Annotated in this window: 21 protein-coding genes and 1 tRNA gene; 11 read left to right on the top strand and 11 right to left on the bottom strand. The window is 68.5% G+C overall.

Features of this window, described 5'->3' with window-relative positions; all coding sequences use genetic code 11:
• Positions 1-93: 93 nt before the first annotated feature.
• On the bottom strand, positions 94-621 hold the full coding sequence (locus ACFX59_RS15660; protein WP_387433500.1) for a DUF2306 domain-containing protein: 528 nt from the start codon (positions 619-621) through the stop codon (positions 94-96).
• A 152-nt stretch (positions 622-773) separates the two neighbouring features.
• Here ACFX59_RS15660 and ACFX59_RS15655 point away from each other — a divergent pair, with 152 nt between their 5' ends.
• Positions 774-1,535, top strand: a complete 762-nt coding sequence (locus ACFX59_RS15655; protein WP_387433498.1) for a LytTR family DNA-binding domain-containing protein — start codon at positions 774-776, stop codon at positions 1,533-1,535.
• Positions 1,536-1,627: 92 nt separating this feature from the next.
• On the opposite strand, the gene murA is transcribed toward ACFX59_RS15655, so the two are convergent.
• Positions 1,628-2,908 (bottom strand): UDP-N-acetylglucosamine 1-carboxyvinyltransferase, encoded by a 1,281-nt coding sequence (murA, locus tag ACFX59_RS15650; protein WP_354296670.1) that lies wholly within the window; start codon positions 2,906-2,908, stop codon positions 1,628-1,630.
• 163 nt (positions 2,909-3,071) lie between these two features.
• Between murA and ACFX59_RS15645 the strand changes: the two genes are divergently transcribed.
• Entirely contained in the window at positions 3,072-3,806 is a 735-nt protein-coding gene (locus ACFX59_RS15645) for a Crp/Fnr family transcriptional regulator (protein ID WP_309691398.1), read from the top strand.
• Between the two features lies 1 nt (position 3,807).
• On the opposite strand, the gene ACFX59_RS15640 is transcribed toward ACFX59_RS15645, so the two are convergent.
• On the bottom strand, positions 3,808-4,155 hold the full coding sequence (locus ACFX59_RS15640; RefSeq protein WP_387433494.1) for a DUF393 domain-containing protein: 348 nt from the start codon (positions 4,153-4,155) through the stop codon (positions 3,808-3,810).
• A gap of 59 nt (positions 4,156-4,214) precedes the next feature.
• Positions 4,215-6,476: a catalase/peroxidase HPI gene (gene katG / locus ACFX59_RS15635; protein WP_387433491.1), complete on the bottom strand. Its 2,262-nt coding sequence runs from the start codon at positions 6,474-6,476 to the stop codon at positions 4,215-4,217.
• Between the two features lie 314 nt (positions 6,477-6,790).
• Between katG and ACFX59_RS15630 the strand changes: the two genes are divergently transcribed.
• Positions 6,791-7,732 carry an NAD(P)/FAD-dependent oxidoreductase gene (locus tag ACFX59_RS15630; RefSeq protein ID WP_387433489.1) on the top strand — a complete coding sequence of 314 codons (942 nt, stop codon included), beginning with the start codon at positions 6,791-6,793 and terminating at the stop codon, positions 7,730-7,732.
• A gap of 33 nt (positions 7,733-7,765) precedes the next feature.
• On the opposite strand, the gene clpS is transcribed toward ACFX59_RS15630, so the two are convergent.
• From clpS to ACFX59_RS15610, 4 genes are all read right to left on the bottom strand, one after another.
• Positions 7,766-8,122, bottom strand: coding sequence for an ATP-dependent Clp protease adapter ClpS (gene clpS / locus ACFX59_RS15625; protein ID WP_307104689.1), 357 nt, complete (start codon positions 8,120-8,122; stop codon positions 7,766-7,768).
• Positions 8,123-8,236: 114 nt separating this feature from the next.
• Positions 8,237-11,530, bottom strand: a complete 3,294-nt coding sequence (locus tag ACFX59_RS15620) for an error-prone DNA polymerase (RefSeq protein ID WP_387433486.1) — start codon at positions 11,528-11,530, stop codon at positions 8,237-8,239.
• Positions 11,531-11,691: 161 nt separating this feature from the next.
• Positions 11,692-13,245 carry a DNA polymerase Y family protein gene (locus ACFX59_RS15615; protein WP_309699979.1) on the bottom strand — a complete coding sequence of 518 codons (1,554 nt, stop codon included), beginning with the start codon at positions 13,243-13,245 and terminating at the stop codon, positions 11,692-11,694.
• Positions 13,136-13,897: an ImuA family protein gene (locus tag ACFX59_RS15610; protein WP_387433484.1), complete on the bottom strand. Its 762-nt coding sequence runs from the start codon at positions 13,895-13,897 to the stop codon at positions 13,136-13,138. Before ACFX59_RS15610 ends, ACFX59_RS15615 begins: the two co-directional genes overlap by 110 nt.
• 131 nt (positions 13,898-14,028) lie before the next feature.
• Here ACFX59_RS15610 and ACFX59_RS15605 point away from each other — a divergent pair.
• Together ACFX59_RS15605 and ACFX59_RS15600 are read left to right on the top strand one after the other, a co-directional pair.
• Positions 14,029-14,103, top strand: a tRNA-Gly gene (locus ACFX59_RS15605).
• 195 nt (positions 14,104-14,298) lie between these two features.
• Positions 14,299-14,781, top strand: a complete 483-nt coding sequence (locus ACFX59_RS15600; protein ID WP_387433481.1) for a GNAT family N-acetyltransferase — start codon at positions 14,299-14,301, stop codon at positions 14,779-14,781.
• On the opposite strand, the gene ACFX59_RS15595 is transcribed toward ACFX59_RS15600, so the two are convergent.
• Positions 14,782-15,531 carry an SDR family NAD(P)-dependent oxidoreductase gene (locus ACFX59_RS15595; RefSeq protein WP_387433478.1) on the bottom strand — a complete coding sequence of 250 codons (750 nt, stop codon included), beginning with the start codon at positions 15,529-15,531 and terminating at the stop codon, positions 14,782-14,784.
• A 149-nt stretch (positions 15,532-15,680) separates the two neighbouring features.
• Here ACFX59_RS15595 and ACFX59_RS15590 point away from each other — a divergent pair, with 149 nt between their 5' ends.
• The 6 genes from ACFX59_RS15590 to ribA all read left to right on the top strand — a co-directional run bounded on the left by ACFX59_RS15590 (position 15,681) and on the right by ribA (position 21,236).
• Positions 15,681-16,352: a DsbA family oxidoreductase gene (locus tag ACFX59_RS15590; protein ID WP_387433476.1), complete on the top strand. Its 672-nt coding sequence runs from the start codon at positions 15,681-15,683 to the stop codon at positions 16,350-16,352.
• A 21-nt stretch (positions 16,353-16,373) separates the two neighbouring features.
• The gene (gene msrB, locus ACFX59_RS15585; RefSeq protein ID WP_387433474.1) at positions 16,374-16,835 is read left to right on the top strand and encodes a peptide-methionine (R)-S-oxide reductase MsrB; all 462 of its coding nucleotides are present in this window, start codon (positions 16,374-16,376) and stop codon (positions 16,833-16,835) included.
• 112 nt (positions 16,836-16,947) lie between these two features.
• Positions 16,948-18,342: a carbohydrate porin gene (locus tag ACFX59_RS15580; RefSeq protein WP_387433471.1), complete on the top strand. Its 1,395-nt coding sequence runs from the start codon at positions 16,948-16,950 to the stop codon at positions 18,340-18,342.
• 67 nt (positions 18,343-18,409) lie between these two features.
• Complete coding sequence (locus ACFX59_RS15575) at positions 18,410-19,042, top strand: outer membrane lipoprotein carrier protein LolA (protein ID WP_387433469.1); 633 nt, start codon at positions 18,410-18,412, stop codon at positions 19,040-19,042.
• Positions 19,043-19,353: 311 nt separating this feature from the next.
• Complete coding sequence (locus ACFX59_RS15570) at positions 19,354-20,190, top strand: exodeoxyribonuclease III (RefSeq protein WP_387433467.1); 837 nt, start codon at positions 19,354-19,356, stop codon at positions 20,188-20,190.
• Positions 20,187-21,236: a GTP cyclohydrolase II gene (ribA, locus tag ACFX59_RS15565; protein WP_307101842.1), complete on the top strand. Its 1,050-nt coding sequence runs from the start codon at positions 20,187-20,189 to the stop codon at positions 21,234-21,236. The genes ACFX59_RS15570 and ribA overlap by 4 nt, the downstream gene beginning before the upstream one ends.
• Positions 21,237-21,443: 207 nt before the next feature.
• Here the strand turns inward: ribA and ACFX59_RS15560 are convergent, their stop codons facing one another.
• On the bottom strand, positions 21,444-22,112 hold the full coding sequence (locus ACFX59_RS15560; protein WP_387433464.1) for an HAD family hydrolase: 669 nt from the start codon (positions 22,110-22,112) through the stop codon (positions 21,444-21,446).
• On the bottom strand, positions 22,109-22,768 hold the full coding sequence (locus tag ACFX59_RS15555; RefSeq protein ID WP_387433462.1) for a YggS family pyridoxal phosphate-dependent enzyme: 660 nt from the start codon (positions 22,766-22,768) through the stop codon (positions 22,109-22,111). The genes ACFX59_RS15560 and ACFX59_RS15555 overlap by 4 nt, the downstream gene beginning before the upstream one ends.
• Positions 22,769-22,772 lie beyond the last annotated feature (4 nt).

The following is a 22,772-nucleotide window of genomic DNA, read 5'->3' as shown; positions in this document are numbered from 1 at the left end:
GCTGCGCTAGCCAGCAGGCTGGCAAGCTTCGCTAACCCTCTCCCCTGTCCAGGGGAGAGGGGAAGAAGACGCAATACCGAATGTCGATCGCCCCTAGCCGAACAGCCACGTCCCCATGACACGACCGGGCAGGAAGGCGAAGGAACCTGCGCCGATCAGCCCGGCCAGATACAGGCCGACCATGACCCTGCGATGCGTATCGATCCGCCCCGCGCGGGCGGCCGCGATCGCGCGCCACAGCCCGATCAGCGTAACCGGCACGAAGAGATGGATGACGCTGAACTGCCCGTGATTCAGGTCGCGCAACGCCAGCGCCGACAACGCCGCGACCGCCATCAGCGCCGCCCACAGCTTGCCCAGCATCCGGTGCCGCGCGTCGCCCTTGCGCGCCAGCAGCACATACAGCCCCAGCGGCAGCGCGGGCAGTACGGAGCCGAGGTGAATCCACACCGCCACGTCATGCGCCCGCGCCAGCGTCGGCGACAGGCCGAGCGCCCCCCGCGCCATGGCGGCCATAGCCATCAGCGACAGCGTGCCGCCCGCGACCAGGATCGCGAGGCGCAGCGCGGGGGATGGATCGGAACGGCGGTGGTTCGGTACGGCGATCGAAAGGCTGGTCATCGGTCGATATCCTGATCGGAAACGGGTTCGTCCCTTCCTGCCGTCGCGCCGTCGCTTCGCCAGCGATCTTGCGCGGATCGACGGTTCCGCTTCGTGGAGCGGCCGATTTGCCATTTCGCGAAGCGCCAATTGGCCATAGGCACAAGGCCGTGATGCCCCGTTCGCGCCGCCTAGTGATCGATATCGCGCTGATGATCGGCGTGGGGCTGCTGCTGGCGGTGCTGGGACCGTTCGGGACCTTCGATGCGCATTTCGCCCATCGGCTGATCTATTGGGTCGCGCTGATGCTGGCGGGCTATGCGCTGTACAAGCCGATGATGGCGGGCGCGCTGACCGTGGCGGCACGGCTGCATCTGCCCGAAATGGCGGGCTGGGCCGCCGCCGCGATCCTCGCCAGCGGGCCGATGAGCGTCATCGTCTGGTGGGTCGGTCGGCTGGGCCTGCCGCCGCGCTGGCCCGACGGCGATCAGGCGCTGCTGCTCTATGGCAATGTGCTGGTGATCGGGGGCCTGGCCAGCCTGTTGCTGTGGTACGGCCAACGGCGGCGGCGTGTCGCGCCGGAGCCCCCCACGCCCGAACCCGCGCTACCCGTTGCCGATCCCCGCCCCGCGCTGCTGGGCCGCCTGCCTCCGGGTTTCGGCCCCGACATCGTCGCGCTGGAAATGGAAGACCATTATCTGCGCGTCCACGGCGCCCATGGATCGGAACTGATCCTGCTCAGGATGCGCGACGCGGTGCAGGAGGTCGCCCCGCTGGTCGGCGCGCAGGTGCATCGCAGCTGGTGGGTGGCGCGCGCGGCCGTCCGCGAGGCGCATCGCGAAGGTCGCGGCGTGCGACTGGTCCTGACCGGCGGGGTCGAGGCGCGAGTTTCGCGCGCGATGGTGCCGGTGCTGGAGGCCGAGGGCTGGTGGTAGCGGCTTGGCGGACAGGCCATGGCCAGGCCGCTTCGCCCCTCCACCATCGCTTCGCGGCGATCCCCCCCAGGCCCGGCCCGGGGAGGATCGGATCAGTCGCCGACGCGCTCGATATCCGCGCCGACCGCCGACAGCTTCTCTTCGAGGCGCTCGTAACCCCGGTCGAGGTGATAGACGCGCGACACCGCCGTCTCGCCCTCGGCGGCCAGACCCGCCAGGATCAGGCTCATCGAGGCGCGCAGGTCGGTCGCCATTACCGGCGCGCCGGTCAGCTTCTCGACGCCCTTCACCATCGCGGTGCGGCCATGCACCTGGATGTCCGCGCCCATCCGCGCCAGCTCGGGCACGTGCATGTAGCGATTCTCGAAGATCGTCTCGGTCAGCGTGCTGGTGCCCTCGGCCTTGCACAGCATCGCCATGAACTGCGCCTGCATGTCGGTGGCGAAGCCCGGATAAGGCGCGGTCGACAGGGTCAGCGGCTGGAGCGGGCCGTTGGCGGCGACGCGGATCGAATCGCGACCTTCCTCGACCGTCACCCCCGCCTCGGTCAGCGCGGCGAGCGTCGCACGCATGTCGTCGGCACAGGCACCGACCAGCTCCAAGTCGCCGCCGGTGATCGCCGCGGCACAGGCATAGGAGCCCGCCTCGATCCGGTCGGGCATGACCGAATAGGTGGCACCGTGCAGCCGGTCGACACCTTCGATGGTCAGCGTCTCGGTGCCGACGCCGTCGATTCGCGCGCCCATCGCGATCAGCAACCGGCACAGGTCGACGATCTCGGGCTCGCGCGCGGCATTGCCCAGCACCGAGGTGCCCTTTGCCGTGACGGCGGCCATCAGCGCATTCTCGGTCGCGCCGACCGACACCACCGGGAAGGTATAGCGACCGCCCGACAGGCGACCGCCCGGCGCGCTGGCCTTCACATAGCCGGCGGTCAGTTCGATCTCCGCCCCGATCGCCTCCAGCGCCTTCAGGTGCAGGTCGATCGGACGGTTGCCGATCGCGCAGCCGCCGGGCAGCGACACCCGCGCCTCGCCCGCGCGCGCCAGGATCGGGCCCAGCACCAGGATCGACGCGCGCATCTTGCGCACGATGTCATAGGGCGCCTCGGTCGAGAAAAGCTGGCCCGCGCGGATCGTCATGACCCGGCCGAAATCCTCGGGCCGCGTCCCCTCGACCCGCGTCGACGCGCCGATCTGGTTCAGCAGATGGCCGAACCCGTCGACATCGGCCAGCCGCGGCAGGTTGCGCAGCGTCACCGGCTCGTCGGTCAGGATCGCGCAGGGCATCAGGGTGAGCGCGGCGTTCTTCGCGCCCGAGATCTTCAGGCGGCCCGACAGCCGGTTGCCGCCGCGAATGAGGATACGGTCCATAGACCCGCCCTCCTAGCGGACGCGCGCGCCACCGCCAAGGGTCGCGCGCGTCGGGACCGTCGAAACCCCCGACAAGCAAGAATAGGGCCGGTTGATCGATATTAATGCGAGGGATCGGCCTTGATGGCTAAGGCATTCCACCGCTTGGGGGGATGGAGTGTCAGTGTCAAAAAGCGGCCTTGCTGATCGCCTCAATCGCTGGGTTACGCTGACCCCGGCGGAACGCCAGACCCTGGCGCGTCTGGAAGAGCGGCCCCGGTCGATCAAGCGCGGCGGCGTGCTGATGGACGAACAGGCGCGCAGCGAAGAATTGTACATCGTCCAGCAGGGCATGCTGATGTGCTATGTCCTGCTCGACGACGGCAGTCGCCAGATCGTGCGCTTCCTGTTTCCCGGCGACCTCTTCGCGCTGTCGACCCTGGTCTATGGCCGGTCGCCCGATACGATCGTGGCGGTGTCGAACGCGGTCGTCTGTTCGTTCGACCGGACGCTGGTCACCTCCATCGCCGCCGAGCATCCCCGGCTGCTCAGCCTGTTCTTGGTCCTCAACCAGATCGAACGGGTCATCACCACCGACCGGCTGGCGGGGCTGGGCCGCACCACGGCGCGCGCGCGGGTCGCGACGCTGCTCCTGTCGCTGCGCGCGCAGATGCGCCAGGCCGGGATCGATGTCTCCACCTCCTTCACGCTGGGGCTGACCCAGGAGGAGATGGGCGATGCGATCGGGCTGACCGCCGTGCACGTCAACCGGATGCTGCGGCAGCTGGAGGATGAGGGGCTGATCCGGCGCGAGGGCGGCCGGGTGTTCCTGCTCGCCGAGCAGCGGCTGGTGCGCGAGGCGGGCTATGTCGACCGGTTCGAGGGGCTGGACCTGAGCTGGCTGCCCCCCGGCCGATAGGTCAGCCGCGCCCGCCAGCCAGCCGTTGCAAATGCGGGCGGACCTTCAGAAAGCGCAGATAGGCCGCCTCCAGCACCCCCAGCGCGACCCGATTCCGCGCGGCGAGCCCCAGCGGGCGCAGCAGCGGGATGGCCCGCCACATCGCGGCGAAGGCCGCCGCGCCCGACAGCATCCGTCCATCCTCGCGCGCGTGGAAACGGGCGAGCATCGCCTCGCGGTCGATCGGACAGGACGAATCTTCGTCGATCGCGACGAACGCGATCCGCCCGCGCCGGTCGAGCCGCCGCATCATCGCGATCTCGCGACGGCACAACGGACAGGCGGCGTCGTACCAGACGGTCAGGCTCATGCGATCCTCGCCTCGGTGGAGGGCGGCCGCCCCGACCTGTCCGGGGCCGCCGCCTGCCATCAGAAAAGATCGGCGGTCATCACCTTGTTCCACACCGCGATGAAGTCGCGGACGAAACGGCGCTGGCCGTCCTCGGCGGCATAGACCTCGGCGATGTTGCGCAGCTGCGAATTGGCGCCGAAGATCAGGTCGTTGCGCGTCGCGGTGAATCGCGTCTCGCCACTGTCGCGGTCGTCGAGCGTGAAGCGCAGCCCGGCATCGTCGCGCCGGGTCCAGACATAGTCCATGCTGGTCAGGACGCGGAAAAAGTCATTGGTCAGCACGCCCACCCGGTCGGTGAACAGCCCGTCCTTCGATCCGTCCCAATTGGCCCCCAGCACCCGCAGGCCACCCGCCAGCACGACCCATTCGGGGGCGCTGAGCGTCAGCAGCGCCGCCTTGTCGAGGAACAGCTGCTCGGGCGCGACGCGGCCCCGGGTGATCGTCGCGAACTGATCGTCCACATAGTTGCGGAAGCCGTCGACCACGGGCTTGAGCCATTCGAAGCTGTCCGCGTCGGTCAGTTCGTCGGTGGTGTCGCGCCGTCCCGCGCCGAACGGCACCGCCTCGGCGAAACCGGCATCCGCCGCCGCCTTTTCGACCGCCGCGCAACCGCCCAGCACGATCAGGTCGGCCAGCGACACGCGCTTGCCGTCCATCGCCGCGTCGTTGAACGCCGCCATCAGCTCTCGGAGTTTGGCGATCACGGGCACGGTGCGGCGATTGACCGCCCAGTCCTTTTGCGGGGCCAGCGCGATTCGCGCGCCATTGGCGCCGCCCCGCTTGTCGCTGTCGCGATAGGTGACGGCCGCGGAAAAGGCGGTGAAGACCAGGTCCGACACCGACAGGCCCGAATCCAGGATCTGCTGCTTGAGCTGCGCGATCTCGGCCCCGTCGATCAGCGGATGGTCGCGGACCGGAATCGGGTCCTGCCACAGCAGGTCGGGCTCGATCGTCACCTCGGGTCCGACATAGCGTTCGCGCGGGCCCATGTCGCGGTGGGTCAGCTTGTACCACGCCTTGGAGAATTGCTCGGTGAAATAGTCGAAATCGGCCAGGAACCGCTCGCAGATCGGGCGATAGACGGGGTCGACCTTCAGCGCGATGTCGCTGGTCATCATCATCAGCTTATGGGTCTTGCCCTCGATATGCGCATCGGGGGTGCGCGGCGCGTCACCGTCGACCGGCGTCCATTGCAGCGCGCCCGCCGGACTGCGCGTCTGTTCCCATTCCAGGCCCAGCAGATTTTCCAGATAGCTGTTGTCCCACTGGGTCGGGTTCTGGGTCCAGCTGCCCTCGATGCCGTTGGTCATCGTGAACTCGGCATTGCCGGTGCCCTCGGGATTGTGCCAGCCCAGCCCCATCTCCTCGATCGGGGCGATTTCGGGCGGCGCGCCGATCCGGTCGGCCTTCACCATGCCATGGCTCTTGCCGAAGGCATGGCCGCCCGCGATCAGCGCCACCGTCTCCTCGTCGTTCATCGCCATCCGGGTGAAGGTGATGCGGATGTCCCGCGCCGAGGCCATCGGATCGCCGTTCGCATAGGGGCCTTCGGGGTTCACATAGATGAGCGACTGGTGCGAGGCGGCAAGCGGCTGTTCCAGGTCGTAATCGGCGTCGCCATTCTCCCCGCGCCACCGCTTGTCGCGATTGACCATCTCGTCGAACGAATCGACCTGGGTCATGTCGAAGACTTCCGGGCCCCAATAGGCCGCATCGTCGGCCTCCCACGCATCCTCGCGCCCGCCGCCGAACCCATAGGTGGGCAGCCCCATGATCTCGAGCGCGCAATTGCCGGTCAGGACGATCAGGTCGGCCCAGGACAGCGCCGCGCCATATTTCTGCTTGATCGGCCAGAGCAGGCGACGCGACTTGTCGACATTGCCATTGTCCCACCAGCTGTTGATCGGCGCGAAACGCTGCATCGCCTCGCCCGCGCCGCCGCGCCCGTCGGCGATGCGATAGCTGCCCGCCGAGTGCCACGACATGCGGATCATCTGCGGTCCGTAATTGCCATAATCGGATGGCCACCAGGCGACCGAGCTGGTCAGGAACTGCTTGATCTCGGCCTTCAGCGCCTCGAAATCGATCCGGGCAAAGGCGGCGCGATAGTCGAACGCCTCGCCCAGCGGATTGGCGCGCGGGCCATGGCGGTGAAGCTGCTCGACGCGCAGGCGATTGGGATACCAGTCCGCCAGCGTCGGCGGGGTGGTGAAGGCACCGCCGATCCGGTCCCCGCCAAAGGGGCACTTGCCTTCGAGAACCGTCTTATAGTCTTCCATGCCTTGGCCTCATGCGTGTCGGAGCGGGAAAGAAAATCACTGAAACACAGCGACATGCTGGCAAGATGGAGATCAGTCCCCATCCCCGCCATGCGATGGCGCTGGCGGCATGTCGTCTCCGACCGGCGGACGAGCCCGCCGATCTTCGCGCGGAACAACGTCGCGATGGAGCGGTCGATCCTTTCGCGCGGGCGGTGGCGGTTAAAAAAATCATCATGGATCAAGTCGGTTGCTTGCGCCGCTGATGCGGATCATTTGCGCCCGCGATGCGTAACCGCACGGAGCCCGTGCGAGCGGGCAGGCTGCGATGGAGAATGGCGACGATGCGATCGATGGCGATCATCGGGGCGGGCATGGCCGGGCTGTCCTGCGCCGCGCGAGCCGCAGAGGCGGGATGCGACGTCCGGCTGTTCGACAAGGGACGCCGCCCCGGCGGCCGCCTGTCGAGCAAGACGGTTTTCGCCGAAGGGCTCGACTTCGCCTTCGATTACGGCGCGCAATATCTGACCGCGCGCGATCCGCTTTTCAGGGCCCAGGTCGCCGACTGGGAAAAAGCGGGAATCGTGGCGCGCTGGCCCGCCGCCGGGGCGGATGCCTGGGTCGGCACGCCCGCCATGGCGACGATCCCGGCGCATATGGCCGGGGCGCATCCGGTCCGCTGGTCGCCCCATATCCGATCGGTCGCGCGCGACGCGACGGGCTGGACGCTGGTCCATGACGAAGGCTGCGAAGGCCCGTTCGACGCGCTGGTGCTGGCGATCCCGGCCGAACAGGTCGGCCCGCTGATCGGCGCGCACGACCCCGGACTGGCGCAGCGCGCCGCCGCCTGCCCTTCGGCGCCCTGCTGGACGGTGATGCTGGGGTTCGACACGCGGCTGTCGGTGGCGGACGTGCCCGCCCTTCGCGAGCCGATCGACTGGGCGGCGCGCAACCCCGCCAAGCCGGGGCATGGCGGCGGCGAGGCCTGGACGATCCACGCGACCGAGGACTGGTCGCGACGGCATCTGGAGCGCGATGCCGCCTCGGTCACCGCATCGCTGTTGCGCGCTTTCGAGGAGCAGACGGGGTCATTGCCGCCGCCGGTCCATGCCGCGGCGCATCGCTGGCGCTATGCCCGTTCGGCCAAGGGCGGGACGGGCGCGCATGTCCGGCCCGATATCGCGCTGGCGGCGTGCGGCGACTGGCTGATCGCGCCACGCGTGGAAAGCGCCTGGATGTCCGGTCGGCAGGCGGCGGACGGTCTGTCATCGGGATAGCGAGCGGGGGGCATCCCCCTCACCCGCGAATGGTCACGCCTTTTCGAGCGTGCACTGAAGCGGATGCTGGTTGGCGCGCGCGAAGTCGATGACCTGCGCCACCTTCGTCTCGGCGACTTCATAGGAGAAGACGCCGCACACCCCGACCCCGCGCTGGTGCACATGCAGCATCACGCGGGTCGCATCGTCCATGCTCATCCGGAAAAACCGCTGAAGGCACAGCACGACGAATTCCATCGGGGTATAGTCGTCGTTGAGCATCAGCACCCGGTACGGCGTCGGCTGCTTGGTCCGCGCGCGGGTGCGGGTCGCGACGCCCAGGCCGGAACCGTCATCGTCGCCATGATCGGGCCCCTGGCCGGGCCCGCGCCCCGGCCCATTGCCGGTCATCCCCGAAGGCGGGGTGAGGAGATCGTTGTTCAGGGCCATGATGAGGTAAAATATGGCATGGCGGGGGGTGGGCACAAGTCCTTCGGCGGGTCGCCGTCGCAGAAATTGCCGCCTTCAATGAAAATCGCGCGAGCGGGGGAGCAGGCGGACGTCGCGCGGATGCACCCCGCGCGGCGCGACCGGCCCGCGCGGATCGGGCGAGCGGGTCGGCGCGACGGGCACATCCTCCAGCCGGGCGAGCATCGCGCTGCGATCCTCGACACCGGCGGTCATCAGATGGACGACGCCCTCCTCGCTTCGCTGGACCACGCCGTGGAGCAGCATCAACCGCGAAGCCATCACCGCGCGCCGATTCGCCTCGAAATCGCGCGCCCAGAGCAGTGCGTTGACGATTCCCGTCTCGTCCTCGATCGTGACGAAAATCGCATGGCCCTTGCCGGGCCGCTGGCGGACCAGCACCACCCCCGCCACCTTCGCCCGCCGCCCGTCGCGCAGATTGCGGAGGTCGGCGGCGGACAGCACCCCCTCCGCCGCCAGTTCGGCGCGCAGGAACGCCATCGGATGCCCCTTCAGCGACAACCGGGTCGCGCGGTAATCGGCGCTGACCTGTTCGGACAGCGTCATCGGCGGCAGCGTCACCTCCGGCTCGGCGGCCATTTCGGGGGCCTGCATCGCGGCGAACAGCGGCAGTTGCGCCGCCTTCATCCGCCGCGCCTCCCACTGCCCCTCGCGCCGCCCCTGCCCCAGCGAGCGATAGGCGTCCCCCTGTGCCAGCAGGTCGAGCGCCCGGCGGGGAAGCTGCGCGCGGATCGCGACCGATTCGATCGTCTCATAGGGGGCGTGGGTGGCGATGGCGTTGCCCCAATCCTCTCGAAACGCATCCAACTGGCGAAAGCCGAGCCGCAGCGCGAAGCGACCGTCCGCGCGCCGCTCCAGCCGATTGTCCCAGCCGCTGTGATTCACATCGACCGGCCGCACCTCGACCTTCCCGTTCTCGCGCGCATCGCGGATCAGCTGCGCGGGGGCATAGAATCCCATGGGCTGGGCGTTGAGCAGCGCGCAGGTGAAGATCGCGGGCTGATGGCATTTCAGCCAGGCCGAGACATAGACCAGCCGCGCGAAGGACAGCGCATGGCTTTCGGGAAAGCCATAGGAGCCGAAGCCCTCGATCTGCTTGAAACACCGCTCGGCAAAGTCGGGTTCGTATCCGCGCCGGACCATGCCGCCGATCATCTTCTCGCGGAAACCCTTGATGGTCCCCACATTGCGGAACGTCGCCATGGCGCGTCGCAGGCCATTGGCCTCGTCCGGCGTGAATCCCGCCGCCGTGATGGCCAGCTTCATCGCCTGTTCCTGGAACAGCGGCACGCCATAGGTCTTGCCGAGCAGCGTCCGCAATTCGTCCGCCGGGCCTTTGGTCGGGGACGGATAGCTGACCGGCTCCTTGCCCGCGCGGCGGCGCAGATAGGGATGGACCATGTCCCCCTCGATCGGCCCCGGCCGGACGATCGCGACCTGTACCACCAGGTCGTAGAATTCCTTCGGCTTCAACCGGGGCAGCATGTTGATCTGGGCGCGGCTTTCCACCTGGAACACGCCGATACTGTCCCCCTTTTGCAGCATCGCGTAAACGCGATCATCCTCCTCCTGCGCCAGATCGGTGAGGTCGGGGCGCGGCATCCCGTTGGCCTCCATCAAGTCGAACGCCTTGCGGATGCAGGTCAGCATGCCGAGCGCCAATATGTCGACCTTCATGATCTTCAGCTCGTCGATATCGTCCTTGTCCCATTCGATGAAGGTCCGCCCCTCCATCGCGCCGTTATGGATCGGCACCGTCTCGTCGAGCCTTCCTTGCGTCAGCACGAAGCCGCCGACATGCTGCGACAGATGCCGCGGCGCGCCCAGCAGCCGGTCGACCAGCGTGCGCAGCCGCGCGATCTCCGGATTGTCGGGCGAAAAGCCGGTTTCGTGGAACCGCTTTTCCTCGAACTGTCTGGAAAAGCTGCCCCAGACGGTGCTGGTCAGCCGCTGCGTCACATCCTCGCTCAAGCCCAGCGCGCGGCCGACTTCGCGCACCGTGCTGCGCGGGCGGTAATGGATGACGGTCGCGGCGATGGCGGCGCGGTGGCGGCCATAGCGGTTGTAGATATACTGGATCACCTCCTCGCGCCGCTCATGTTCGAAATCGATGTCGATATCGGGCGGCTCGCCCCGCTCGGCCGATACGAAGCGCGAGAAGAGCAGGTCATGCCGGGTCGGATCGACCGAGGTGACGCCCAATATCCAGCACACCGCCGAATTGGCCGCCGAGCCGCGTCCCTGGCAGAGGATCGGCGGCTTCAAGCCGCGCGCATGGCTCACCACGTCATGCACGGTCAGGAAGTAATGCGCATATTGGCGCTCGCGGATCAGCGTGAGTTCCATATCCAGCGTATCCCGCAACCGGGGCGGAACGCCCTCGGGGAAGCGCGCGGCGGCCTCCCGTCGGACCAGTTCGTCCAGCCAGTCCTGCGCCTCCCACCCTTCGGGCACCGGCTCATGCGGATAGTCGTAGGACAGGTGCTCCAGCCGGAATGTGATCCGGTCGAGGATCGCGATACTCTCGTCCACTGCCCCCGGCCGGTCGGCGAAGAGCCGCGCCATTTCGGCGGCAGGCTTCAGGTGGCGTTCGGCATTGGCCGCCAGCCGCCGTCCGCCGGTGCGGATGGTCAGGCCCTCGCGGATGCAGGTCAGTATATCCTGTACCGGTCGGTCACCGGGTTCGGCGAACAGCGCATCGGTGGTGGCGAGCAGGGGGACGCCCCGCGCCTCGGCCAGCGCCGCCTGCGCCATCAGCCGCCGCCGGTCCGCGCCCCCTCTCGGCATGGTCACGCCCAGCCACACCCGCCCCGGCGCCGCCGCGACCAGCCGGTCGAGCGTCGCCGCCAGCCCCGGGTCGGCACGCCGGGGCGGCAGCATCGCATCCGCCATCGGTTCGCAGGGGCGCGCGGAGGATTCCGGCAGCGCGATCAGCAGCAGATCCTCGGCATGGCGGACCAGATCGCCCAGCCCCAGGATGCAGCCACCTTTCCTCGCGCGCTTGTTGCCCAGCGTCAACAACCGGGTCAGCCGTCCCCAGCCGGTGCGGTCGACCGGATAGGCGACGATGTCGGGTGTGCCGTCCACAAAGACCAGCCGCGCGCCGACGACCAGGGTCGGCGGCGGGGGTGCGCCGATCTCCGCCGCTGACGTGCAGGCCTTTCGCCAGGCTTTGAGGGCGCGCACGACTCCTGCGACGGTGTTGCGATCGACGATGCCGATGCCGTTGAGGCCCAACTCATAGGCTCGGGCCACCATATCCTCGGCCGGACTCGCCCCGTCGAGAAAGGAATAATGCGTCGCCGCGACCAGTTCGGCGAAGTCAGGCATTTATCCTTTTCCTCCCCTGCAAGGGGAGGGGGACCATGCGCAGCATGGTGGAGGGGTGTCGCCGCCAACGAGGCGGGGGAAGCTCACCACCGGGGACACCCCTCCGTCAGCGCTATGCGCTGCCACCTCCCCTTGCAGGGGAGGAAAAGGGTCACCCTCCCTCACGCGAACAGCCCGTGCACATACCAGCGCGGCCGCTCGGTCTCGCTGTAGAGGCCGTGGCGGAAGATCCAGAAGCGCCGCCCGCGCACATCCTCGACCCGGTAATAGTCGCGGGTCGGCGGCGCCATGTCGGCGCGGCGCCACCATTCGCCCGCGATCCGCTCGGGCCCTTCCGCGCGCGCCACGTCGTGCAGCTTGCGCCGCCAGCGAAAGCGCGCGGGCGGGCCGTCGGGCGTTTCGGCGGCGAGCGACTCGATCGGCTGGGGCGGATCGAACAGGTGGATGGGGCGCGACGGCGGCTCGCCCGGCTCGGGTCGGGTCCATTCGGCCCTGGGGGTCGGGTCGGTCGCGGGTAGCAGCAATTCGGCCTGTTCGGGCATATGACTGTCGCGCGGATGGATTCGCCGCACCCGCTCGCGCCCCAGCCTTGTGCCCAGCCGGTCGATCAGCGCGGCGACCGCCTCGGTCCTGGCCTCGCCCCCCTCCAGCCGCAGCTGCACCGCGTCCAGCTTCTCGGCCAGCCCCACATCCAGCCGGATCAGGTCATAGCCGAAACCGGGGTCGAGCGGATCGGCCAGCGCCTCGATCCGCTCGCGGAACAGCCGCAGCAGCACCGCCGGGTCGCGCGTCGGCTGCCCCGTCTCGACGCGCAAGGCCTGCACCTCGCCATCCGCGCGGAACAGGCGCGCGTCCCAGCGGCGACCGCCCTCATGCCGCTCTTCCAGCGCGCGCGCCGCCTCTCCCGCCAGTTCCTCCAGCACCGCCAGCATATGTTCGGTCCGCGCCACCGGCTCGGCAAAGCGGCGCTCCACCGCGATCGGGGTCGCGACGACGCGCGGGGTCAGCGGGCTGTCCTCCTCGCCGGTCAGCCGCCGGAGCGCGGTGGCCGCCTCGCGCCCGAATCGCGCGGCGATCGTCGCCATCGGCCGCGCCAGCACATCGCCGACCGACTTCAGCCCCGCCGCGACCAGCGCCGCACAGCCATCCTCGTCCAGCTCCAGCGCGGCGACGGGCAGGCGGCGGATCGCGCCCATCTCGTCCGGGGCGGGCGCCCCCGCATGCCGCGCCAGTGCGCGCGCCGCCTCGGGCGTGTCGCCATAAGCCAGCCGGACGGTGATGCCGCGCCTGGCCATCCGCGTCTCGATATCCTCGGCCAGCCCGCGCTCGCCGCCGAACAGATGGTCCGCTCCGCCCGAATCGAGCACCAGCCCCTGTGGCGGGTCGAGCGCCACCGCCGGGCTGTACCGCCGCGCGCCCTCGGCCAGCCGTTCCAGCCAGTCGGCGTCCGCCGCCGGATCATAGGGATACACCTCGACCTCGGGCACCCGCGCGCGCGCATCGGCCAGCGTCAGCCCAACCGACAGCCCGGCCGCCACCGCCGCCGGGTCGAGCGCGGCCAGGCGCATCGCCCCGCCCACCGATTCGGCAAAGGCGATCGGCGCGTCACCCCGCGCCACGAACAGGTGCGGGCGGCGTGCCCGCAACCGCTCGATCGGCAACCAGGGGAAGACGAGGGCCAGATAGCGGCGCGGGATCGAAGCTCTGCGTGTCACGGTTCCACTCCACACGCCACCGGGCGCCCGCGGGCCCTCCCCGTCGGCGCAGCAATTCCAGATCATAGGCGGGCGCCCCCGGCGCATCGGCGGCGAGCGCGCGCGACGGGGCGGGCGCGACCGACCAACGGGTCGCGGCGGCGCTGGGCACGACCTGCCCGCCCACCCGCAACAGGATCATCATCACGCCCGAGGCTTCGGCGGCCAGCATCAACCGGCGCGAGGCGGTGAGGTCGAACCCGCGCATCGCCCCCCAGCCCTCGGCGATGACGCTGCCCAGCCCCGGACAGCGCGCGCCATCGGCGGCGGCGCGGAGCAGCGCGGCATCGTCGGCGACCACCACCACGACCAGTTCGGCGGGGTCGAGCCCCATCGCGATCAGCCCCGGCCCATGGAGTCGCCCGCCCTGCCGCTCCGCCGCCTCGGTGCGCAGCCACAGGATCGGCCGCGCCTCGCCGGCCAAGACGCATCCGATCGCGAACCCCGCGCCGCTGGCCGCCGATTCCTGGGAAAGCGCATGAACCTCATGGAGTTGCGCCCGCGCCAGCCGGGGCGGTGCGCCTTTTCCATTCCCCTCTTCGCCGTCACGCGCCTGCTCCACCAGCGCGGCCGCGCGGCGCAGACGATCGATCAGGGCAAAGGGCTCCTCCATATATGTTCTTGTAATGTTCTGTTGACGGAGTCGCCAGCCGTAAAAAAATTGAAAAAAGTGCTTGCCGGATTCGAAACCCACATCTAATAGCCCGCCTCACCCCAGCCGGTCAGCCGGTTCGGAACGCCAGAGCGGGCGTAGCTCAGGGGTAGAGCACAACCTTGCCAAGGTTGGGGTCGAGGGTTCGAATCCCTTCGCCCGCTCCAGCGATCTCTCGGAAGAGATCGCCTTCGTCGCCAGCGACGATCCCATAAAATCTCACATCACCTGCATATCGCCCCTTGCATGGAAGCGCCAATCTGTCGCGACGTTCAGCGGTCGAAAGTGGCCTCTTCGCTCGTTCGGGAACCATGGCCGCCATATCGCGCGACCTGATTGTCATTCGGCCTTAGATCCGCCCCATGCCGATTCGCCCTGCCTCCCCCGCCGACGCCTCCGCCATCGCCGCGATCATCCTGCCGGTGATCCGCGCGGGCGAGACCTATGCGCTCGACCCCGCCATGTCCGAAGAGGCCGCGATCGCTTACTGGTTCGGTGGGGACAAGACGGTCTTCGTCGCCGAGGAGGATGGTGCGATCCTCGGCACCTATTATCTGCGCGCCAATCAGGCGGGCGGCGGGGATCATGTCGCCAATGCGGGCTATATGACCGCCCCGGCCGCGCGCGGCAAAGGCGTCGCGCGGGCGATGGCGCTCCATTCCTTTGACGAAGCCCGCGCGCGCGGCTTCACCGCGATGCAGTTCAACTTCGTGGTCGCCAGCAACGCCGCCGCCGTGCATCTGTGGACCGCGCTGGGCTTTGCCACGGTCGGCTGGGTGCCGGGGGCGTTCCGGCACCCGGCGCTGGGGCCGGTGGAGGCGCTGGTCATGCACCGGCCGTTGTGATCAGCCCTCGCGCGCGACCTGGAAGCCCGCAAAGGACTGGCTGACCGGCATCAGTTCCAGCCGGTTGATGTTGAGATGCGGCGGCAATTCGGCGACCCAGAGCAATGTCGCGGCGATGTCCTCGCCCGTCATCGGGTTGGACCCGGCATAGAGCGCGTCCGACGCCGCCTGGTCGCCGCCGGTGCGGACCGTGGTGAACTCGGTCTCGACCATGCCCGGCTCGATCGAGGTGACGCGCACCCCCTTGCCGTGCAGGTCGGCGCGCAGGTTGAGCGAGAATTGCTTCACGAACGCCTTGGTCCCGCCATAGACGTTGCCGCCGGTATAGGGATAGTTCGCCGCCACCGAGGACAGGTTGATGATCCCCCCGCGCCGTTCGATCAGCCGGGGCAGCAGCCGGTGAGTGATGGTGATCAGCCCGTCGATATTGGTCGCGATCATCGTGCGCCACTGGGCAAGGTCGCTGTCCTGGGCGGGCTTCGTGCCCAGCGCCAGCCCGGCATTGTTGATCAGCAGGTCGATCCCGGCGAAGTCGGACGGCAGGTCGCCCAGCGCGGCGTCGAGCGCCGCCTCGTCGGTGATGTCGAAGGCGAGCGGATGGAAGGCCCCGCCCAGTTCCGCCGCCAGCGCCTGGAGCCGGTCCGCCCGGCGCCCGGTGCCGATCACCCGCCAGCCGCTCGCGACGAACGCACGCGCGGCGCTGGCGCCGATTCCGGCGGTGGCGCCGGTGATAAGGGCTGTCTTGGTCATGCAGTCATCTCCTTGGAGCAGGCCGGTGTCGTAGCGGCTGCGACCCGTCGATGGCAAAGACCCGCCGGGGGCTTTGCGTTCCGCCCCCCTTTCGAAGCCTGACGGCATCCCCACATAAGGGCCCTTCCCGCCCGCCATCAGGACCGCCCATGCCCCGCCCCATCCGGATCGATTTCGTCTCCGACATCTCCTGCCCCTGGTGCATCATCGGCCTGCGCGGGCTGGAGATCGCGCTGGAGCGGCTGGCGGACTCGTCGGGCGCGGCAGTCGAGGTCGATCTGCACTTCCAGCCGTTCGAGCTGAATCCCGCCATGGCCCCCGAGGGTGAGAATATCGTCGAGCATATCGGCCGCAAATATGGCGCCACCCCCGAACAGTCGGCGGCCAATCGCGCGACGATTCGCGAGCGCGCGGCGGCGGTGGGCTTCACCATGGCGATGGGCGACACGTCGCGAATTTATAACAGCTTCGATGCGCACCGCCTGCTCCACTGGGCGGGGATCGAAGGGCGCCAGGCCGCGCTGAAGCACGCGCTGTTCGACAGCTATTTCACGCAGGGACAGGATATTTCGGATCGCGAGATCCTGGCCGCCGCCGCCGTCCGTGCCGGTCTGCCCGAGGACGAGGCGCGCGCGATCCTGTCCTCCGACCGCTATGCCGCCGAGGTGCGCGAGGCGGAGCGGCTGTGGCAGGGGCGCGGCATCCAGTCGGTGCCCGCCATCGTGATCGACAACCGCTATCTCATCTCGGGCGGACAGCCGCCCGAATCCTTCGAGCAGGCGCTGCGCCAGATCCTAGCCGCCGAACCTGCCGACGCCTGAATCTTTGGGAAAGGACACGCCATGACCGACACCCGTTACGCCAAGACCGAGGAAGCCCTGGCCAAGCTGACCCCCGAGCAATATTATGTGACCCAGCAGAGCGGCACCGAGCGCCCCGGCACCGGCGAATATCTCCACACCCGCGAGCCGGGCCTGTATGTCGACATCGTCTCGGGCGAGCCGCTGTTCGCCTCCGCCGACAAGTTCGACTCGCATTGCGGCTGGCCCAGCTTCACCCGGCCGATCGAGCCCGCCCATGTCAACGAACTGCGCGACACCACGCACGGCATGATCCGCACCGAGGTCCGCTCGGCGCATGGCGACAGCCATCTGGGCCACGTCTTCCCCGACGGCCCGCGCGATCGCGGCGGCCTGCGCTACTGCATCAACTCGGCCTCGCTGCGCTTCGTGCCGCTCGGCGAGATGGAGGCGCAGGGGTATGGCGACTATGTCGACCAGGTCCGCGCGGCGGAGCAGGGCTGACCCGATCCTCCCCGGCGCGGGGGAGGATTGACGTTTACGGCACCTTTTGCCCCCCGGATCGTTAGGCTCGCGCAACGATAAGTCTTGGAAAACGGGGGGCTATAGGATGGCGATGATCTGGGGATGGGCGCCGTTGCTGCTCGCGGCCCCGCTGTCGCCGCAACAGACCACCGACCCCGTCCCCACCGCCGCGCGCATCACGCCCGATGCCGCCACCGGCGATACGCAGCGAATCCCGACCCGCCGCCGCGCGGTCCGCCCCTCGGACAGCGCGCCGTCCGCCATCACCGCCGATACGCGCCGCACCCCGCCGCCGGGGATCATCGGCGACTGGCACAAGATCCGCACGCGGCTGAACGAGCGCGGCATCACCGTCACCGCGCGCTATGCCTCCGAAAGTGCCGCGAACCTGACCGGCGGGCGCAAGACGCTGTTCCGCGAAACCGGGCAGTTCGATGCGGGCGCGCTGTTCGATCTGGAAAAGGTGATGGGGCTGAAGGGCGGGGCGTTCCAGGCCACCCTCACCTATCGGCGCGGCCGCAACCTGAGCGACGACGCCAATCTGGGCACGCTGCAACAGGTGCAGGAGGTCTATGGTCGCGGCCAGACGCTGCGCCTGACCCAGTTCTGGTACGAGCAGCGGATCGGCGAACGATTCGAACTGAAGCTGGGCCGCACCAATCCGGGCGAGGATTTCGCCATCTTCTCCTGCCATTTCATGAATCTCAGCTTCTGCGGCGCACAGCCGGGCAATCTGGTCGGCGACACTTGGCAGAATTGGCCGGTCAGCCAGTGGGGCGCGCGGCTGCGCTACGAACCGCGCGACGACCTGTATGTCCAGGGCGCGGTCTATGAGATCAATCCGCGCAACCTGGATACCGACTTCTTCATCGGCCATTTCAAGGGCGCGACCGGCGTGCTGGTCCCCGCCGAGATCGGCTGGATCCGCAACCCGACCGCCGGGCGGATCGGGTCGTACAAGCTGGGCGGCTGGGTCGCGACGGCGGATGCGGCGGACGTCTTCCTGGATATCAACCGTCGTCCGATCGCGATCACCGGGCTGGCCCCGCTGGAGCGGAGCAGCCGCTACGGCGTCTATATCAACATCCAGCAGCAGCTGACCGGCGCGACCAAGGACGGAAAGGCGGAAAACGGCCTCAGCGTCTTCCTCAACGCGACCCAGGCCGATCGTGCGACCAGCGTCACCGACAATCAGATCGCGGCGGGCCTGTTCTACAAGGGGCTGGTCCCCGCCGTGCCCGGCGACGTGCTGGGCTTCGGCGTGGCGCGGACGCATGTGAACGGGCGGGTGGCGCAGGGCCAGCGGCTCGATCCCACGCGGCCCGCGGTGCAGGGATCGGAATATGCCGCCGAGGTCTATTACAGCATCCACCCCGCCGAATGGCTGGAGATGCGGCCCAACGTCCAGTTCGTCCACCATCCGGGCGGCTATTCGCAGGCCGACGACGTCACCATATTGGGGCTGAAGGCCGCCTTTACGCTGTAACACCCGCGATTCACGACCCGTTCAATAGACGGCGCGCAAGGACAGGCGTGCCCAAAGGAGTGTTTTGATGATCCGTTCGATTGTGGCGTCCGCCCTGCTGGCGCCGACCGCCATGGCGATGGTCGCCGCCCCCGTCCCCGCGCTGGCCCAGGCCAATGGCGACCTGGCGGCGGTGCAGCGCCACCTGCAATCGGTGCAGACGATGACCGCCGACTTCACCCAGACCGACCGCGCGGGCAAGGTCCTGACCGGCACGCTGACCATGAAGAAGCCGGGCAAGATACGATTCCAGTATGAAAAGGGCGTACCCCTGCTGATCGTCGCGGACGGCGGCGCGCTGACCTTCATCGATTATTCGGTCAAGCAGGTGCAACGCTGGCCGATCAAGAACTCGCCGCTGGGCGTGCTGCTCGACCCCAGCCGCGACATCGGCCGTTACGCCAAGGTCGTGCCCAGCGCCGATCCCCGCCTGCTCTCGGTCGAGGCGAACGACCCCAAGCATCCCGAATATGGCAAGATCACCCTGGTCTTCGCACGCGACGCCGCCGCGCCGGGCGGGCTGATGATGCAGGGCTGGGTCGCGCTCGACAGCCAGAACAACCGGACCACGATTCGCCTGTCCAACCAACGCTTCGGCGTGCCGGTGGACGACAAGGCGTTCCGATTCAACGACCCGCGGAGAGCGTCGGCGCGAAACTGAACGGTCGCGGACTATTTCATTCATCCAGGCGACAGGTTTCCTGTCCTATCAGGGCCTTGCGGTTGAGGGGCGTTCGAGATTCCCCCCTGTTGCTCGGACAGGCATCCTCATCCCGCCTGCGTGACGAACGCTAGGTCGGCCCTCGCTCCATGCCCCCGGAGCGGGGGCCTTTCTTTTTCCCCCTTATTCCTCCCCTGCAAGGGGAGGTGGCGCGCATCGCGCGTCGGAGGGGTGTCCCGCTCTCGAGGGGTGACACCCCTCCGTCAGGCCTGACGGCCTGCCACCTCCCCTTGCAGGGGAGGAATGGGGGAATGGGGAAGCGGGTAATCTTGTCTCCCCCCCCTGCCCCCGCTACATCGGCGCTCGTGAAAATCGCCTCCTGGAACATCAATTCGGTGCGCTTCCGCGCCGCCATCGTCGCGCAATTCCTGACGGAAGCCGCGCCCGACGTGCTGTGTCTTCAGGAGACGAAGGTCGTCGACGACGACTTCCCCTTCGATCTGTTCCGCTCGCTCGGCTATGAGCATATCATCATCCATGGCCAGCGGATGCACCACGGCGTCGCGATCGCCAGCCGCGTCCCCATCACCGAGGACGACCGCCTCGACTGGCAGGCCAATGCCGAGGCGCGCCATGTCGGCATCCGCCTGCCGAACGGCGTGCGGCTGGAGAATGTCTATATCCCGGCTGGCGGCGACGTGCCCGACCGCGAGGTGAATCCGAAATTCGGCCAGAAGCTTGATTTCCTCGGCCGCATGATCGACTGGTCGGGCAAGCTCGACTGCCCCACCATCCTGACCGGCGACTTCAACATCGCGCCGCTCGAATCGGACGTGTGGAGCCACAAGCAGCTGCTCGACGTGGTCAGCCATACCCCCATCGAGGTCGAGACGCTGGCGCGGTTGCAGGCGTCGAACGACTGGGTCGATCTGGGCCGCCACTTCGTCCCCGCGCCCGAGCGGCTCTATACCTGGTGGAGCTACCGCGCGAAGGACTGGGCGGCGTCGGATCGCGGGCGGCGGCTGGACCATATGTGGGCGACACGCGACGTGGCCGAGAAGGCGGTGTCGCATCAGGTGTTCGAGGGGTGCCGCAGCTGGCTGAAACCCTCCGACCATATCCCGATCATGACGGAATTTGATTTTTGAGCGCTGATGCCAAGGCCGCCGCGCGCGCAATCGACGCGCTGCGCCGTGGCTGGCCGATCGCGATTGCGGGCCAGCCGCTGCTCGCGGTCGAGACGGCCGATCCGTTGCGGCTGGCCGCCTTCGATCCGGGGGCCCGTGCGCCGGTGCTGATCTCGGCGGGGCGCGCCGCGACGCTGAAGCTGACCAACCAACTCGACGCCGCCGATCCCGACGCCGCCGTGCTGGTCGAGCGCGCGCCGTGGATCGACTTCGCCGCCGCCACCGCGCTCGCCGATCCGCAGTTCGACCTCGCGACGCCGCTCAAGGGCCCCTATCGCGCGCTCCCCCTGCCCGATCCGGCGGTCGCGGCGGCGGCGGTGCGATTCGCGCGTATCGCAGGGATGCTGCCCGCCTTCTTCGTCGGCGGGACCGGCGTCGAGGCCGAGCTGTCGCTCGCCGATATCGCCGCGCATGAGAATGCCGAGGCGCTGGCCATCGCCACCCGCGCGCGGCTGCCCGTCGCGGGCGCCGAGAATGCCGAGATCGTCGCCTTCCGCTCGCCCCATGCGGCGGGCGAGCATGTCGCCTTGCAGATCGGCCAGCCCAATGGACAGCCGCCTTTGGTGCGGCTGCACAGCGAATGCCTGACCGGCGACGTGCTGGGCAGCCTGAAATGCGATTGCGGGCCGCAGCTCCATGCCGCGATCCAGGCCATTGCCGAGGCAGGCTGGGGCATCCTGCTCTATCTGCGGCAGGAAGGGCGCGGGATCGGTCTGGTCAATAAGCTGCGCGCCTATCAGCTTCAAGATCAGGGTTTCGACACGGTCGACGCCAATACCCGGCTGGGCTTCGCGATTGACGCGCGCGATTTCGGGGTGGCGGCGCGGATGCTGACCCTGATGGGGCAGGACCAGGTGCGGCTGCTGACCAACAACCCGGCCAAGGTCGCGGGGCTGGAAGCGGCGGGGGTACGCGTGGTCGAACGCGTTGCGCACAGCCTGCCGCCCAATCCGCACAACGAACGCTATCTGGCGACCAAGCGCGACCGGACCGGGCACCAGCTCTGATATGTGTCGCCCCGGCGCAGGCTGGGGCCTTTCGAGCAAGGTGGGTGCGGGGCGCGGACGATCCCAGCTTTTGCGGGGCTGATGTCACCAGCCTCCGTTCAGCCTGAGCGAAGTCGAAGGCCATGGGCTGACCTTATGGCACGGTGCAGGGCGTGCACTTCGACTTCGCTCAGTGCGAACGGAGGGCAGGAAAACGGGACGGCGGGTTCAGAACCCCAGTTCGCGCCGCACATCGGCATAATCCTGCGCGATCGCCGCGACGCCGATCTCGCGCAGCCGCTGGTCGTGGCCGATGCCGCAATGCGTCCCCATGCACATGCCGATGACATGGCCGCCGCTGGCCACCGCGCCGGTCGCGCCGACGGGGGAGTCCTCCAGGATCGCGCAATCCTCGATCCGCACGCCCAGCCGGTCGGCGGCAAAGAGATAGAGGTCGGGCGCGGGCTTGCCGCGCGTCACATGCTCCCGCCCGCTATAGACATGGTCGCCGAACGCCTCGCGCAAGCCCAGATGGCGCAAATGCCGGTCGAGCCAGACGGTCGGGCTGGACGACACCACCGCGCGTGGGAAATCGGCGGGCAGCAAGCGGACGAAATCGACCGCCCCCGCGATCGCCGCGACGCCCTCTTCCATCGCACGGACATCCTCGACGCGACGCGCCTCGTAAAAGGCCTCGGGCAGCGTGCGGCCGATCCGCGCCTCGATCGTCGCGACGAAGTCCTTCCCCGCCAGCCCCATATAATGGTGCATCGCCTCTTCGGGCGTATGCGGGTGGCCATTGGCGGTCAGCCATTGGGCGAGGTGGCGATTGCCCTCATATTCGCTGTCGATCAGGACGCCGTCGAAATCGAACAGCAGCGCGGCGAAGCGGCTCATCCGCGTACTCCGAACAGGGCGCTGCCGACGCGGACATGGGTGGCGCCCAGCATCGCGGCGACCTCATAATCCTCGGACATGCCCATGCTGAGCTTCGTCAGCCCCAGCTCGCGCGCCATCTTGGCGAGCAGTGCGAAATAGGGCGCGGCGTCCAGCCCGTGCGGCGGGATCGCCATCAACCCGACGATCGGCAGCCCGGCGGCGCGCGCTGTCTCCAGCATGGCTGGGGCCTCCGCGATGGCGCAGCCGCCTTTCTGCTCCTCCTCGCCGATATTGACCTGAAGGAAACAGTCGGGCCGCCGCCCGCTCTTTTCCATCGCCTCGGCCAGCGCGGCGATCAGCGAGGGGCGGTCGACGGTGTGGATCGCATCGAACAGCGCGACCGCGTCACCGGCCTTGTTCGACTGGAGCTGTCCGATCAGATGGAGTTCGACGCCCGCATAATCGTCGCGCAGCGCGGGCCATTTGGCCGCCGCCTCCTGCACGCGATTCTCACCGAAGACACGGTGGCCGGCATCCAGCAGCGGGCGGATCGTGTCGGCATCATGCGTCTTGGACACCGCGATCAGCGTCGGGCTGGGGTGATCGCCCAGCTTCGCAGCACGCTGGAGCTGGGTGGAGACGGTGGAGAGGCGGGAAACGCTGTCGTCGGTCATGCCC

The sequence above is a fragment of the Sphingomonas sp. NCPPB 2930 genome (assembly GCF_042867205.1).
Classification (GTDB): Bacteria; Pseudomonadota; Alphaproteobacteria; order Sphingomonadales; family Sphingomonadaceae; genus Sphingomonas.
This window is presented reverse-complemented; position numbering and strand designations above follow the sequence as displayed.